Here is a 15,704-nt window from a genome sequence, read left to right as displayed (position 1 = left end):
TTATTCCCCATTGATATCTAGTTCTTTGAAGTGAATGATTTCAGAGTCATTATCAGTCAGTTCGAAGTACGCATCTTGGAAATACAGCTCTTCAATATATGCTTTAGCCTTTAATCCGTCGTCGTAAGCAAGAGTTAAGTGGGCAGTGTAAGTTTCTTTATGTTTTACTGTTGATTCATTACTCAAGACAAAGACATACTGCTTATCTTCAGGATCCCAAGGTGAGCGGTCATAATCTGAGACGCGATAGTTTGCGGTAACAACCACCTCAAATTCTACTTCGTATTCAGCCCACTCAGCATCGACATTCTGTAAGTTTTTCTTCTCAACATTCACCGAGTTGATTTCTATAGAATTTATAATTTCATCGAAAGGATCTGCGTCTTCATAGTTGAACTCACCATCTTCGAGAGCTTGTAGGGCATCTGCTTTGATTTGTTCTAGGAGTTGTTCGAATACTTCATCAGCAAATTTTGCTGGTTCTTCGTACGCTTTGTCGCTTCGAACAATCAAGTCAATTAAGTCATCGACGTTTTCAAGATGAATGAAGTTATCTTCTTGATCACAGAATGATTTCATATCGCCATCGTCACTAACTATGTAGGCTAAATGTCCTCTAGCCAAGCTCACCTTTTTAATAGCTTCTAGCGCAAATGCATCAGGAAACTCGTGCTTTTTTGATTCTTTGCCAAAGGGAGGGAGGTTGTTGAAGTAAGCATGAAATACAACTTGAGGGTTAACAGTACTTACATCAATAGTTTCCACATGGCCGTTTTCGACGAAATCATCAAATTTTTCACTGATAACAGCATAAATATCATCACCTTTAACCTTGGTGAAGATGCCATGACAATCAAGGTCGGGGGTGTTTCTTAGGAACATCGCATCTCTTTGCATCTTCTTTATCATAGAAGCTGCTTCTTCAGATTTGCGTTTGAGATGGGCATTGATCTCTTTCTTTGTCACATCAGTAATGAGCAAGTGGATTTTCTTATCTTCAATTAGTTCTTGAAGACGACCAAGAGCGTGTTGTCCAAATTGATAGTTTTTCTCTTCAAAAGCGCTTGTATCGATAAACACTAGCCTTGTCTGTAATTCCATAATCAATACCTTGAACACATGGTGTAAATTGTTATCAAATAAAGTGATAAAATAATCGAGTGGTTAACCAACTAATGGCATATTGATTCATTACAAAAATTCGGGCAAGTAATGAGTTAGCAAGGTGTGATGAGAAATAGCTATAAATGATTTAGGGGCAGAATCGAGTTGGTTCAGTTAACTAACTCGCCTATGGACAGAACTGAGTTGGGCAATCTATCAGTTCTGCTTTTCGGCTTTACACCTTAATATTCTTCACATTAATAGAGTGCTGTCTTGTTGATGTTTTGTAGCGGTGCAACTCCCATGTTAACTGTGCTACGAAAGTTGCCATGACCTTCATTTCATCTCTAAACTGGCCACTCTCAGCTCTCAAGCGCTTGTTAGATTCTTCCAAGTCATCATACCGCTCCTTATCAATATGCTTTTTCTGCCTAGGTTCCCCCTTCTTAGCAACAGTGGGGTTAGGGTGGTAGCGAGCCTTTTCATCCAAAATAATCTCTAATACTGCGGGGTGATTTTTGCATGAGCCGTTCGCCACGCCCGCTCGTTTTTCGACAGCGTAAGGGCTAATTTTTTTGCCTTCACTTTTGAGCGACTCAAAGGCATTGAGCAACTTAGTTTTTACGTTTGCCATTACAAAGCCCCTAATTTAAATCGTTTAAATTCGATGTTGTGATCACGCATGACCTTTTCAGCGGCACGGATATCCGTCAACTCACGAGCAAGTGTGTTCTGGTTGTAGAACCCCATCTCCTTCATTTGCTGTAATCGTACCGCGATTCGTCCGTGACGCGCTTGCCAGCGCAACGCTTCATCCTTATTGATATTTAAATTTTCACAGTCACGACCAAGACAACTCGATTGCTCAAACAGGTGTTCCATTTTGCACTTAAAACCAGCAAAGCACCGTCCATAACCAGTCGATTTATTTGCCTCTTTGGTTTTCTGAGCAAGCTCTTCAAATTGCTCTTCTGTCATTACACGAGGGTCACCCTCAAACACCTTCATAAACCCACCTGACTGCTCTTCGGGGTGGGCTATCATGTCCCGTAAGTACGTTTTGTGGCTTTCCATCTCTGCGTCTTCAACCGCTTTTTTAATGTTGGCAGGATTCTCTATACCAAGCAGCGTTAAGACTTCTGCATGACTGGCATAGATAGCCGTCATTGATAGTCTGATATGTTTAAACTGGTGCTTCAAAGCGGCAAGAGATACCAGGCCATTCCCCACCACAAAATGAGCAAAGGTACGCCTCAACGAGTGCGTCGTAAAATGCCAGTAAATTGAGCCATCTCCCCGTTCTTTAATAGGGATATATATCGCGGGTACAACAGGGTTAAGCAAGCCATACACTTCATCCATTTCATCTGGGTCGTAAGTAATATCTAAGTGCTTTGAGTAATATACGAAGAGGCTACTAAGGTTTTGTTTGTTTAACACGACATCTTCTAACTGACTAGAGATGTTGTCACCTTTCCCAGAGCTACCATCAAGACGAAATCGCGGTGAACAGTGAATGCTCCCCTTATTAGAGCGATAGCTGTCGTTGAGCACGGTTAAGACCTCTAGCGCCTTTTTACAGATAGGAGCGCAGGCCCATGCGTCTTCTCTGGGTAATTTATCTAACTTACGAGTCCAAGAGCGCAGGGTGCATAGTTTAATACCATCAAGGTCAACTTCTTTGTAAGAGGTGGAGTCAATTTGGGTTAGCTCGCTAATTCGCATCCCCGTAAATGCAGAAAGCGTCATAAAGCAAGCGCCTCCTATCGCCCTGAATTCATCATAGGCTTGGCGCTCTGTTACGACATATTTCTTGGCATAAGCTTTTACATCGCCAAGGTCTTCCAGCTTATTATGAGCCGTGGTGACATTTTCTATCAAGCGCCCCATCAACTGTTCATAAATAACAGGGATAACCGTAGGGTAATGCCCACGGCCTGCCGCTGAATACTGCTTGGCCATTTTTTTGATTGTTTTACCTTCAGGAAGGCCAAGTGAAAAGCGACGCGGTTCTGGGAAATGTTGATTTAGTTGCGTAAGGACGCTCAGTGCTTTTAAGCGATGAGATACCGTTTCTTCACTGTGCTTTTTTCCCTCATACAGCAATTGACCAAAGACCAGTTCATTGCTGAGCAAGGGAAAGGAATCGATGGGGGTACCTTTAAATACCCTCAGGGCAGCGTTTGACCACCTTGCTAAATCATGGCAATGGCTGAACTTACGAAACGCGTCTCCTTCCATGTGTAGCAGGCTCCCCTGCGACCCCCAAATCAAAAAATAGATCCGTTGTTTGAGTTCGATAAGCAGCTCGGGGTTGTGCTTTTTAGGATGGAAATTTATCTGGTATAGCGATTTTGATTCGTTGGTGAGATTAAAAAACGCATTAAAGTCCCAAATGTCATCTTTGAAATAGGAGACGGGGTTACCATCCTTATCCACGCTCACCACCGTCTCATCGCAAGGCATGGGGAACGAGCCCGGCATTGATGGGAATGCATATTGTTCAAACTTACCAACATCATAACTGACGCTATACATGGTTTATCCTCTGAATATGTCCATGACTGAATTTTCGTCCCACAAAGGGTGACATTCGCGCTCTAGTAGCTTCATTGCAGCTTTGAGATGAGCCTTTTTAAAACGCGCCTTGAGCTTATTTAGATTGGCCTTGACTTCGCCAAAGTTGGTGATGAAGTGCTCTACGTTTTGATGCACCACCATGGCTTCATTCAATCGCTGCTCAAAAGACAATAACCGCCATATATCATGTGGGTCATCCACAACGCCAAAGTTAGAGCAACCAAAGCATTTCACGACAAACCCGCAGCCTAGTTGAGACTTTTCTTCATCGGAGAGGAAGTCACTCTTGTCTACGTTTTTTTGGAATTCTTTTTTCTGAGGTGTGTTGGCCCCCTTACAAAAACCACCGTTTTGATTCTTAACGACACCGTACTCAGCAGCTGCTTCCTTCAAGACCTCCCATTCCTCGTGCGAAATGACAAGTCCAACTGCTTCTTTGGCCTGTGCGACCGCGATTACAGTTCCACCGTCAGGATTCTTGCCCAAGTTGTGCAAAGCCGTTAACCCTAGCGCCAATTGACTTCTGGCTTCGCCCTTAGAGACCTTGCCATATTTGGAGTTGTCATAAGTCTGCGGTGCATTACGGGTGTTTTCTGCCGCCTTGCTACGTCCTAGCTTCTGCTCCGCATACTGTTTAATGGAAGATTTCAGCAGATTGCAGTTCAAGCGGAAATCAGGGTTTTCTTTAATTAACAACTGAATACGCTCGGAGTAGTTAACCAAATAATTTTGAGAATAATTATTAAAGTTATTGCTGTTTGGCACCATGCCATTCGCTTTTCGAAACAGGTAATGCTTATCCAACCCCAGAGAAACAGAGTGTGCCTTTGACAGCGAGAGGTGTGATTCAAAAAAGCGCTTACAAGATGCTCTCGGGGTGAAATAGCGTTGTTCAACTTTGTTTCCGCGAGCCTTGAATCCCTCTATGCTAATGCGGCCAGCGCCTGACTTTTTGCACACCCATTCATCATCCAAAAACATACTCAGAGTTTCTGTTCGGCCAGTCCCAAGATAATAAATGGTTATAAACATCGCATTGTAGACCAACCTATTAAACGCAGTCCGTCTTTGAGCTTCGGGTAGTGACTCATCCTGATAGCGTGCTAACAACGCCTTGCGGTCAGCCAATAAGGCAAACGCGATTGAGCGCAATTGCTTTGGCGTGTAGTTATTTGAATCTAATGAGGCTGAACGGGTATCAAGGTTGCGAGCTGCTTTAGGGATTGTTCCAAACCCAAACTTCTTGCAAATCGAATTCAAGTTCGAGCTCAGCCAACCAAGTGTCTTTGCTTTGATAGGCTTGCCATTAAGACCTACACCTGTACTTGCCATCGATAGGTAGGCAGCATGAATGTACTGGGTGCATGTCTCAGGTGAGAGCTGAACCTTCACCTTTTGCTTTCCACTTTGAGTATTAAAAGCACGGCTAAGCACTTGACGGATATATCTAAAATTCGTCGATTTTGATGTTTCGCGCCACCCTGACTGCTGGAACTTGGAAATCAACAAACGAATGTGCTCATCAGTGGCATATGCTTTTAGCTGCGCAAAGTCACACGTTGAATTGCCACCACCACTATTCTTCCAGACATATTTCCACTTAGTAATTGCTATCAGTGTGTTATCGGTGACCATTTCGGTAGTCGGTGTAGAACGATAGGTGCGAGCTCTCTCTGTCTGTTCTGTATCAATCACTTCGGTCACGATAGCATCTCATCCTCTAGCAAGTTCATGGTTATCTCTGGGATATGATTCTTTTCGGGGTTGCCCTCGTAGTGCTTGAGGTACAGCATGGTGGTTTCTAAATCTTTATGACCCATTTCATCTTTGAGCATCTTCAACGCCTGCATCATCGACAACTCTTTGATTTGCGTCAGAGACTCAAGCTTGTAAGCCCCAAACGTTGCCCTGCAATCATGCTCTTTGTGCTTAAAGTGAGGGTTGCTGTTTTCTTGTATCGCGGTGCGTAACTTACTCCACAATGAATTGAGGCTACTGGTGGTGAATGGGTCTCCATCCTTATTGATGAAAGCGGGAGGGTTCGTATCCCCCGTCTTCATGAAGTACAGTTGCTGCCGCTTTTTGTATCGTTCACTGCCATGGTATTCATGAACCGACTCCATCAGCCAAACGGGCATTGAGACCTGACGATTGATGTCATATTTGGTTTTACAATCGTGATCAGGGCCAATCCAAATCCCCGTTAGCGTCTTTCCCTTAAAACCTTTGGGGATAGCAAAGTGTCTGGGTTTAATGTCTGTGACCTCAATAGCGCGAAGCCCCACAGAAAGTGCCACGCTAATCATTAGGCGAAACTCTTGGGATAGCCCGTTGCAACGCCAATTGTCCCTTACATGCTGTAGATCAAGGTCATTCAATGGCTGTAGATTGGTTTCTCTGATTGCGCTTCGGATTGAGCAATCCGTTAACGTCTGTCCATATTTGGTAGTGCCTGTGATTTCAAAAGGCAATTGAGAGATGTACCCATGACGGTAGCAAAACAGGTAGAAGCGCCTCACAATCGAAAGGGCAGCAACGGCTGTGCTGCGACTCAAATTTCCTTTCTCTATCTCATTATCTAAATAGGCACGATAAAGGAAGATTGGATAGCGTTGGAGTCGTTCTTCGTGGTCCTCCCAGTTTAGATTATTTGCATCCAGGTAACGGTAATATCTCAACAGATGAAAGCAGGTTGGTTTGACATCCTTTGTGCCCTCGACGATGCGGCGACTAAGGATGTAGGCATTAGGCTCAAACACTGGCTTACCTTCACTGGTAAACAGCATAAAAACGCCTTTGAATGACATTGGCTTATCAACTGTAAAAAAAAACTGGATTTCTTCGTATGACACCGATTTTTCAGTATGATAGGAATTGATAAACTCATCAGTGATTTCAACGTCACCAATCTCAAAGTATTCGTCTGTCTCTACCAGATGATAGAAGTGCTCCATACCTGACACGTCCCCACTTTTATATCTAAATTTAAGTATGGATTGCCATCTAAATTTGTCAACATAAATGAATCGCTAGTGTCAATCTAAGTATTACTATTGGAATTTTAAGTCGAATGAAAAAAAAGCCCCTTAAATAAGGGGCTTTTCTCGAAACACTAACCAAGGATTACTTGATTTTGGCTTCTTTGTAGATAACGTGCTGACGAATAACTGGATCAAATTTTTTGATTTCCATTTTTTCAGGCATGTTACGCTTGTTTTTTTCAGTTGTGTAGAAGTGACCAGTCTTAGCGCTTGAAACTAATTTGATCTTCTCACGATTACCTTTAGCTTTAGCCATGATCTATTATACCTTCTCGCCACGGGCACGAAGTTCAGCAACAACAACTTCAATACCTTTCTTATCGATCAGACGGATACCTTTAGTAGATACACGTAACTGTACGAAACGCTTTTCTTCTTCTAACCAAAAACGGTGGTTTTGTAGGTTAGGTAAAAAACGACGACGGGTCGCGTTTTTTGCGTGCGAACGGTTGTTACCAACCATCGGCTTCTTGCCAGTAACTTGGCATACTCTTGACATGTCAATCTTCTCCAAAAACAATTTTAACGCTCGAGCATTAATGTGCCTCGTATGGCCGTCGCCCGAGGCACAAAGAGGGCGCATTTTATACACGATCACAGAGTGAAGATCAAGTGTTAGATTAATTAATCCAGCCTCGTTCCGCAAAAGAAACTATCTCTCGATCACCTACAACCATATGATCCAATAAGGATACATCTATGGTTGCTAACGCATTTTTTAATCGCTCAGTTATTCGTCTGTCAGCCTGACTGGGCTCGGCAATACCAGACGGATGATTGTGACACACTATAACGGCAGCTGCCTTTTTTTCAAGCACTAAGCTCACCACTTCACGTGGATACACTGAGGCTGAGTCTATTGTGCCGCGGAATAATTCGACAAACTGAATCACTCTATGCTGGCTATCTAGCAGCAAAATTGCGAACACTTCATAGGAGCGGTCAGTTAATTGTCTCATTAAATAGTCCCGAGTTAAATCGGGATTTGTCAAAACCTGACCTCTTTGTAGATTTTCTTGTGCGACACGCCGCGCTAATTCAGCTGCAGCTTGAAGCTGAGCGTATTTTACAGGCCCTACGCCAGGAAGTCGACACACCTGATTTTTAGGGGCGCAAAGTAGATTTCTTAATCCTCCAAACTCACTGATCAACGATCTAGCTAGATCGACAGCGTTAAGACCCGCTAAACCATTACGCAGCAATACGGCCAGTAACTCTGCATCCGATAAATAGGCAGCTCCTTTTTGTAGTAGTTTATCTCTAGGCCCCTCTCCCTCTGGCCAATCTTTGATGCCCATGTGACCTCCTTGTTACCTCACATATTTTCACTTTACTGAGTATGGACGAGATTTTTTGAACTGGGATAGTCACTAAAATTCACCGCGTTGTGGTATCGTTGGTGGCATTATTTCAATCTCGGATGATGTCTGTGAGTCTGACAAATAAAAACGTCCTGCTGGGCATTGGCGGCGGCATTGCCGCCTATAAAAGTGCCGATTTAGTGCGACGCTTAAAAGAGCGTGGTTTTGATGTGCGCGTCGTGATGAGCCAAAGTGCGATGGAATTTATCACGCCTCTCACGCTGCAAGCGTTATCTGGACATCCTGTGGCATCTAGCCTACTGGATCCTGCGGCAGAAGCTGCCATGGGCCATATAGAACTTGCTCGTTGGGCAGATCTCGTCATCATAGCCCCTGCAACCGCAAACCTATTGGCGCGGATTAATGCAGGCATGGCCGATGAGCTAATCACCACCACATGTCTTGCCACTGAGGCGCAAATTGCCCTGTGTCCAGCAATGAATCAGCAGATGTACCGCAATCTGGCTACGCAGGCGAATTTAACTAGCCTAGCATCACGTGGTTTGACACTTTGGGGACCCGCCAGTGGCAGTCAGGCCTGTGGTGAAGTGGGTCCTGGACGCATGCTCGAACCGCTAGAAATTGCCGAGCTAGCCAGTGATTTTTTTGCAACAAAAGAAGTCTCTGCGCAGCCTCTTGCAGGCCAGTCGGTGCTGATTACCGCCGGGCCAACCCGTGAAGCGATAGATCCCGTCAGATATATTTCCAATCACAGTTCTGGGAAAATGGGCTTTGCACTCGCCAAAGCCGCAGCGGATATGGGCGCAGCCGTCACCTTAGTCTCAGGTCCTGTGAACCTAAGTACCCCTGAAGGCGTAGCACGCATCGATGTTGAATCTGCGCAAAATATGCTCGATGCTGTTATGGATAATATTGATAAAAAAGATATTTTTATTGGCTGCGCCGCCGTTGCAGACTACCGCATTAGCGATATTGCTACTTGTAAGATCAAAAAATCGGCAGAAAAAATGCAACTTGCGCTAGAAAGGAATCCTGATATCTTAGCCACGGTTGCGAGCTTGCCCAACCGTCCTTTTGTGGTGGGATTTGCCGCCGAAACCCATGATGTTGAAACCTACGCCCGCGATAAACTCAAACGTAAAAACTTGGATATGATCGCCGCTAATGACGTTTCAGTTACTGGCCAAGGCTTCAATGCCGATACCAATGCCCTGTGTGTATTCTGGCCGCTCGGCAGTCAAGATTTGCCTGCGACCGACAAACTCACGCTAGCACGGCAATTACTTTCGTTGATAGTGAAAGAAAAAACAAATACATGAAAACACCGATTGAATTAAAAATTCTCGACTCTCGAATCGGCTCAGAATTTCCTTTACCTGCTTACGCCACACTAGGTAGTGCAGGTATGGATCTTCGTGCCATGATAGATACCACAATGACGATAGCCCCCGGTGAAACCCAGCTTATCCCCACTGGCATTGCCATCCATGTGGCCGACCCAGGATTAGCCGCTGTGATTTTACCGCGCTCAGGTCTAGGTCATAAGCACGGTATTGTACTTGGAAATTTAGTTGGACTTATCGATTCCGACTACCAAGGGCCATTGATGGTATCTTGTTGGAATAGAAGCAATAGTCCATTCACTTTAGACATTGGCGATCGTCTCGCACAACTGGTATTTGTCCCTGTGGTGCAAGCACAATTCAAACTCGTTGATGAGTTCGACAGCTCAGACCGTGGTGAAGGTGGATTTGGCCATTCAGGCACGAAATAACTACCAGTCGTTATTGAGCGAAGGATACTGCAATGGCTGTAAGCCCAAAAATTAATCGTCGTGAGCATATCTTGCAATGCTTAGCACAAATGCTAGAAACCAGTCCTGGGCAAAGGATCACTACGGCAAAACTAGCCTCAGAAGTGGGGGTTTCGGAAGCCGCACTTTATCGTCACTTCCCTAGTAAAGCGCGAATGTTTGAAGGGCTCATTGAGTTTATCGAAGAGTCACTGCTCTCACGCATCAACATCATCATGGATGATGAGAAAGACACCATGAAGCGCTGCCAGCTCATGCTACAACTACTACTTATTTTTGCTGAACGTAATCCAGGGATCTCTCGAGTACTCAATGGTGATGCACTGTTAGGTGAAAATGAACGTCTGCGAAGTCGTATTAGTAGTTTATTTGCAAAAATTGAAACCCAGTTAAAGCAAATTTTACGGGAAAAGACACTTCGGGAAGGTAGAGGCTTTAACTTAGATGAAGCCATATTAGCCAATTTACTGTTGGCCTTTGCCGAAGGTAGAATTGCGCAATTTGTGCGAAGTGAATTCAAACTCAAACCGACCACCCACTTCGATGAACAGTGGCGTTTTATTCAACACCAGCTACTCCAAAGCTAACTCTCGATTAAATATTCATATTCAAACAGCCGATAGCGATTAGAACTATCGGCTTTTTCATCGGTGCGGTGAATGATTTTCGGTATGAATTATCTGCAATTCGCGTTATCCTCCTCCCCCTTATTCTTGCCCCACAAGAATAACCCAATTTGTATCCTAGGCTGGATGATCGATGCCAGTATAGGTTTTCAATGATAGCCGCTGCAACGTAGTGGAGGATAAGATGGCATTAAGTGAAGCAGCAGTAAAAGTACAAGCCGCGTTATTAGAACGTGGACTTGAAACCCCCATGCTCCCCAGCGTTTACAGCAGTGAAGAACGTAAAGACAAGATTGAACATCATATGAAGGAGATACTGACATTAATGTCATTGGATCTGTCAGACGATAGCCTTGCCGATACGCCACGCCGCATTGCTAAAATGTACGTCGATGAAATATTCTCAGGCTTAGACTATGAAAATTTCCCTAAGATCACAGTTATCGACAATAAAATGGGCTTCGATGAAATGGTGCGAGTGCAAGATATTAGCCTCACCAGCACCTGCGAACATCATTTAGTGACGATCGATGGCACAGCAACCATAGCTTATCTGCCACGCAAAAAAATCATTGGTTTATCAAAGATTAATCGTATTGTGCGTTTCTTTGCTCAACGTCCACAGGTACAGGAACGTTTAACTCAACAGGTGTTAGTCGCCCTGCAAACCTTACTTGAAACTAAAGATGTTGCAGTAAAAATGGATGCAGTGCATTACTGCGTAAAGTCCCGCGGCGTAATGGACTCCACCAGTTCGACCACTACCACAGCGCTGGGCGGTATTTTTAAATCTAACCCAGCAACTCGCGCCGAGTTTTTGCATCAATAAGACATAGAGGGCCTAGGTTCTAGATTCTAGAGCCTAGACTCTCGAGCCTAGGTTCCTCTTAAATCCCGTATTGCTCGCGGTACTGGCTCACGGCAGCAAGCTGCACTTCCATCCCTGGTTTTTCAGACAGATAGCTGATCAGATCGGCGAGTTTAATAATCGCCACAATACCGCAACCAAAATCACGCTCAACCTCTTGGATAGCCGATAACTCGCCCTTACCTTTCTCTTGCCTGTCTAAGGCAATCAACACGCCGGCTAATTGCGCTTTATGGGCTTCGATGATTTCCATCGACTCACGAATCGCAGTACCCGCAGTAATCACATCGTCCACCAGCATCACACGGCCTTTTAGCTCGCTACCGACTAAGCTGCCACCTTCGCCGTGATCTTTCTTTTCTTTGCGATTAAAGCAGTAAGGGATGTCGATATCGTGATGCTCACACAAGGCAACCGCCGTAGTCGTCGCAATCGGAATGCCTTTGTAAGCGGGACCAAACAGCAAGTCATAATCAATGCCAGAATCCACTAACGCAGCGGCATAAAAACGGCCAAGACGCGCTAAATCTCGGCCGGTATTGAACAAACCCGCATTGAAGAAATAAGGACTGATACGGCCCGATTTAAGGGTAAACTCGCCGAATCGCAGTACCTGACGCTCTAAGGCAAATTCAATAAACTCACGTTGATAGGCTTTCACAATCTCTCCTTACGACTTTGTATGTAACTAGTTTTTATTAGGAAATATTTTATAAAATTTTATTAGGTACAGGGTTGGATCACGCTAGCCTCTTGTTACAGACAAAAAGCGACAGCTAATAAAAAGCCCCGCACTTTATCAATGTCGGGGCTTTTTATCAGTACACATTAGTTTAAAGCGGCTTTTTGCACATCGACGATTTCACGAATACTGTTCTTCGCCAATCCGAGTAGCTCAATCAACTCTTCGTGAGTAAACGGCTCACCTTCAGCTGTACCTTGGATTTCAATAATTTTACCCGTTTCTGTCATCACCACATTCATATCAGTTTCAGCGGCGCTGTCTTCGATATATTCGAGATCGCTTATCGCTTCACCCTTGTAAATACCTACGCTAACTGCAGCGATAAGGAATTTCAAAGGGTTAGATTTAATGATCCCTTTACCTCGTGCCCAGTTCAATGCATCCACTAAGGCCACACAGGCGCCAGTGATTGACGCAGTACGCGTGCCACCATCAGCTTGGATCACATCACAATCGATAACGATAGTGTTTTCGCCTAGGGCTTTCATATCCACACAGGCGCGCAGCGCACGACCGATAAGACGTTGAATTTCTTGTGTACGACCAGATTGCTTACCGCGAGCTGCTTCACGATCCATACGGCTATGGGTCGAACGTGGCAACATGCCGTACTCTGCCGTCACCCAGCCTTGACCCTGACCTTTAAGGAAACGTGGCACACCTTCAGTAAAACTGGCGGTACAAAGCACTTTCGTTTCGCCAAATTCCACTAACACAGAACCTTCGGCATGGGCCGTAAACTGGCGAGTGATAGTGATGGGACGAGTTTGTGCTGGCGTTCTGTTACTTGGACGCATGCGAGATTCCTGTATTCTGAGTCATTGACCGATTTTGGCTGCATATTATAGGGGCTTGTGCCTTAGGATACCATGCTTAGGGTGATTCTCTGGCAAACTCATCACACTCAAACGCCTAATCCGTGTCCTTATACCCAAACAACCTGAAGATGCAGAATTCAGCGGGAGTTTAACGCACTTTAGGCAAGGCGGTTATTTGCGGACCTAGTGGACTAAGTTAAAAATAACCAACGCAGCATAAAGTGCGTTAAAACCCGCCGGGACGGAACGCCTAGGGCACTTCACTTCCGTGTTGCATCAATTCAAAAGGTAGCCGACATTCTGTCATTGCTGCGCCTTGAATTGAAGCACCCTAGGCGCTCTGAAACTCGTATCTTCAGGTAGCTTGGGTATATTTACTGTATGCCTTTAATCCTACAGCCATTGACTCTATAATCGCCTCTCATTATGACGATTACACCATTAGGACAACCCATGATTCAAAGCATGACAGCCTACGCTCGCATCGAGCACAAAGCACAATGGGGCACTGCCTCCTGGGAAATTCGCTCAGTCAATCAACGTTATCTCGAAACCTATCTACGTTTACCCGAGCAATTTCGCAGCTTTGAACCCGTACTTCGCGACCGCCTACGCAAACGCTTAAGCCGTGGTAAAGTGGAAGTGAATCTGCGCTATGAACTTGCCGACAACAGCAACAACGAACTGCAATTGAATCAAGCACTGGCAAAACAGCTATTAGATGCTGCCACTTGGCTCAAGCAAGAAGCGGGACAAGGCGATGTCAATCTGACCGACATCCTACGTTGGCCAGGCGTGCTAGCAAGCGGTGAACAAGATATGGATGCAATCGGTGCAGACTTAATGACAGCCTTCGACTCAGCCATAGATCAATTCATCGAAGCCCGTGGCCGTGAAGGCGAAGCCATCAAAGACATGCTGCTAAGCCGCTTAGATGGCGTGAGCGAGCAAATCGCCATCGTACGCGAGCACATGCCAACGGTTATGCTGTATCAACGCGAAAAGCTCACCAACCGCCTTGCAGAAATCAAAGGTGAACTCGACCCAGCCCGCATCGAGCAAGAAATGGTGCTTCTGGCGCAGAAACAAGATGTCGCCGAAGAAATGGACAGGCTCGAAGCCCATGTAGCCGAAGCGCGCCGCATCCTAAAAAAAGGCGGCAGCGAAGGTCGCCGTCTCGATTTTATGATGCAGGAATTTAACCGCGAATCGAATACCCTCGCCTCTAAATCCATCAGCACTGAAATCACCTCAGCCGCAGTGGAGCTTAAGGTCCTTATCGAGCAAATGAGAGAGCAGATCCAGAACGTCGAATGATGTTTTTAGGTGTTTAATACTGTTTAAAAACCACTATAAAACCATGCACTTGCATGGTTTTATGTTTTTACATGTTCGCCATTGTTTGCTATTGTTTATGAAAAAGTGGGACTAAAGTGGTGACTAAAATCGCTTGAAACCACTAAAAATGGCCCCAAATAGGCCATTTTTAAGTTTAGTCACCACTTTGGACTTAACTACATGAATGACAAGCAAATTAAATCTTTTTTAAAAAGCAAAGAGCTTGGACGTAAAGCAGTGGGGGACGGGCTCTATATCAGAGTCCAAACTGAAGGCGTCGCATATTGGGAAGTCAGGTACAGCGTTAACGGCAAACGTCGTTCAATGGTACCCAATGGTGGCATTTACCCTGCAATGTCTTTAGTCGAAGCTAAAGCCGAAGCCGCAAAAGTTAAACTGCTTGCCAAGCAAGGGATAGATCCTCTCGCCGAACGGGAACGGCAACAAGAAATTACCATTAAGACCGTAAATGATCTTTTTGACGATTGGTATCAATGCACCGCCCCACGTTTAAAGCATCCAGAAATCCCGATGCGGATGTATACCAAAGACATAAAACCCGCCATAGGCCAATTAAAAGTAACCGACGTGAATGCCCGCGATATTAGGGCCATTCTTCATAAGGTCGTTAAAAGTAATCGCCCTACTGTTGCGAATAAAACACTGCTGTTTTGTAAGCAGCTATTTAACCACGCTTGTAAGCTTGATGTCGCCTCAGGCAATCCTGCGGCCGCATTTAACACTGCCGATGCTGGTGGACTCGAAAAAAATCGTACTAGGGTGTTATCCCTAAATGAAATCGCCGCAGCATTTCCCGTATTGAGAAATAGCAGGCCCATTTTTAGTCATGAGAATTATCTTGCTGTCGCCCTTTTGCTATGCCTAGGAGTCAGGAAGGGTGAGCTAATCGCCGCCAAATGGAGTGAGTTTGATTTCAACCAACAGGTTTGGCGTATGCCGAAAGAACGCAGCAAAACAGGCGTAGGAATAACCATTCCATTGTCGGAATTTGTCATTGAATGGCTAAAGGAATTAAAAATCATCGCTTGTGGCTCTGAGTATGTATTCCCAGCGCGTAAAGCCAGTAAGCGTCGAGAATATATCGCAAACGATACTTTAAACCATGCATTAGCCAAGCTGTTTGGTCAAAAACATGACAGCAATAAACAGCCATTCGAAAATTTACTCGGGAAGGTTGGTGTTGAGCATTTCACCGTTCACGACCTACGCCGTACCTGCCGCACTTTGCTCGCAAGCCTTAAGGTTCCCCCTCATATTGCCGAGCGGTGCTTAAACCACAAGCTTAAGGGCATTGAAGGCACTTATAACCACCATGATTATTTAGAAGAGCGTCGAGAAGCGTTAGATAAGCTAGCGGCTTTGATCAGCCCAATTATAAACAACCAAACGAATGTCATCTCATTCATCAAACCACAATCAGCGAAATAG

Annotated in this window: 16 protein-coding genes; 6 read left to right on the top strand and 10 right to left on the bottom strand. The window is 44.9% G+C overall.

Annotated features, from left to right (window positions below; genetic code table 11):
• From SPUTW3181_RS01790 to radC, 8 genes are all read right to left on the bottom strand, one after another.
• Window positions 1-1,101 carry a PIN domain-containing protein gene (locus tag SPUTW3181_RS01790; protein WP_011787739.1) on the bottom strand — a complete coding sequence of 367 codons (1,101 nt, stop codon included), beginning with the start codon at window positions 1,099-1,101 and terminating at the stop codon, window positions 1-3.
• Between the two features lie 238 nt (window positions 1,102-1,339).
• Window positions 1,340-1,738: a hypothetical protein gene (locus SPUTW3181_RS01785; protein WP_011787738.1), complete on the bottom strand. Its 399-nt coding sequence runs from the start codon at window positions 1,736-1,738 to the stop codon at window positions 1,340-1,342.
• A complete protein-coding gene (locus SPUTW3181_RS01780) occupies window positions 1,738-3,642 on the bottom strand; it encodes a site-specific integrase (RefSeq protein ID WP_011787737.1) in 1,905 nt (634 codons plus the stop codon). The genes SPUTW3181_RS01785 and SPUTW3181_RS01780 overlap by 1 nt, the downstream gene beginning before the upstream one ends.
• Before the next feature lie 3 nt (window positions 3,643-3,645).
• Entirely contained in the window at window positions 3,646-5,388 is a 1,743-nt protein-coding gene (locus tag SPUTW3181_RS01775; protein WP_011787736.1) for a hypothetical protein, read from the bottom strand.
• Window positions 5,385-6,638, bottom strand: coding sequence for a tyrosine-type recombinase/integrase (locus SPUTW3181_RS01770; protein WP_011787735.1), 1,254 nt, complete (start codon window positions 6,636-6,638; stop codon window positions 5,385-5,387). The genes SPUTW3181_RS01775 and SPUTW3181_RS01770 overlap by 4 nt, the downstream gene beginning before the upstream one ends.
• 169 nt (window positions 6,639-6,807) lie before the next feature.
• Window positions 6,808-6,981 carry a 50S ribosomal protein L33 gene (gene rpmG, locus SPUTW3181_RS01765; RefSeq protein WP_007651290.1) on the bottom strand — a complete coding sequence of 58 codons (174 nt, stop codon included), beginning with the start codon at window positions 6,979-6,981 and terminating at the stop codon, window positions 6,808-6,810.
• A gap of 6 nt (window positions 6,982-6,987) precedes the next feature.
• On the bottom strand, window positions 6,988-7,224 hold the full coding sequence (gene rpmB / locus SPUTW3181_RS01760) for a 50S ribosomal protein L28 (RefSeq protein WP_006079870.1): 237 nt from the start codon (window positions 7,222-7,224) through the stop codon (window positions 6,988-6,990).
• A gap of 121 nt (window positions 7,225-7,345) precedes the next feature.
• On the bottom strand, window positions 7,346-8,023 hold the full coding sequence (gene radC, locus SPUTW3181_RS01755; protein WP_011787734.1) for a RadC family protein: 678 nt from the start codon (window positions 8,021-8,023) through the stop codon (window positions 7,346-7,348).
• A 122-nt stretch (window positions 8,024-8,145) separates the two neighbouring features.
• Between radC and coaBC the strand changes: the two genes are divergently transcribed.
• The 4 genes from coaBC (at window position 8,146) to folE (ending at window position 11,315) form a co-directional block, all read left to right on the top strand.
• Complete coding sequence (gene coaBC, locus SPUTW3181_RS01750; RefSeq protein WP_011787733.1) at window positions 8,146-9,366, top strand: bifunctional phosphopantothenoylcysteine decarboxylase/phosphopantothenate--cysteine ligase CoaBC; 1,221 nt, start codon at window positions 8,146-8,148, stop codon at window positions 9,364-9,366.
• A complete protein-coding gene (gene dut / locus SPUTW3181_RS01745; protein WP_011787732.1) occupies window positions 9,363-9,821 on the top strand; it encodes a dUTP diphosphatase in 459 nt (152 codons plus the stop codon). The genes coaBC and dut overlap by 4 nt, the downstream gene beginning before the upstream one ends.
• 32 nt (window positions 9,822-9,853) lie before the next feature.
• A complete protein-coding gene (gene slmA / locus SPUTW3181_RS01740; protein ID WP_011787731.1) occupies window positions 9,854-10,447 on the top strand; it encodes a nucleoid occlusion factor SlmA in 594 nt (197 codons plus the stop codon).
• A 223-nt stretch (window positions 10,448-10,670) separates the two neighbouring features.
• The gene (gene folE / locus SPUTW3181_RS01735) at window positions 10,671-11,315 is read left to right on the top strand and encodes a GTP cyclohydrolase I FolE (RefSeq protein WP_011787730.1); all 645 of its coding nucleotides are present in this window, start codon (window positions 10,671-10,673) and stop codon (window positions 11,313-11,315) included.
• A gap of 58 nt (window positions 11,316-11,373) precedes the next feature.
• Here folE and pyrE read toward each other — a convergent pair whose 3' ends face one another.
• Together pyrE and rph are read right to left on the bottom strand one after the other, a co-directional pair.
• Window positions 11,374-12,015 (bottom strand): orotate phosphoribosyltransferase, encoded by a 642-nt coding sequence (pyrE, locus tag SPUTW3181_RS01730; protein ID WP_006079863.1) that lies wholly within the window; start codon window positions 12,013-12,015, stop codon window positions 11,374-11,376.
• A gap of 167 nt (window positions 12,016-12,182) precedes the next feature.
• A complete protein-coding gene (gene rph, locus SPUTW3181_RS01725) occupies window positions 12,183-12,896 on the bottom strand; it encodes a ribonuclease PH (protein WP_011787729.1) in 714 nt (237 codons plus the stop codon).
• Window positions 12,897-13,370: 474 nt separating this feature from the next.
• Between rph and SPUTW3181_RS01720 the strand changes: the two genes are divergently transcribed.
• Together SPUTW3181_RS01720 and SPUTW3181_RS01715 are read left to right on the top strand one after the other, a co-directional pair.
• Window positions 13,371-14,234 carry a YicC/YloC family endoribonuclease gene (locus SPUTW3181_RS01720; protein ID WP_011787728.1) on the top strand — a complete coding sequence of 288 codons (864 nt, stop codon included), beginning with the start codon at window positions 13,371-13,373 and terminating at the stop codon, window positions 14,232-14,234.
• A 201-nt stretch (window positions 14,235-14,435) separates the two neighbouring features.
• Complete coding sequence (locus tag SPUTW3181_RS01715) at window positions 14,436-15,704, top strand: tyrosine-type recombinase/integrase (protein ID WP_011787727.1); 1,269 nt, start codon at window positions 14,436-14,438, stop codon at window positions 15,702-15,704.

Origin of the sequence: Shewanella sp. W3-18-1, assembly GCF_000015185.1 — a bacterium.
In the GTDB taxonomy this organism is placed as follows: Bacteria; Pseudomonadota; Gammaproteobacteria; order Enterobacterales; family Shewanellaceae; genus Shewanella; species Shewanella putrefaciens.
The sequence above is the reverse complement of the archived record's forward strand: the minus strand, read 5'-3'. Positions and strand labels throughout refer to the sequence as shown.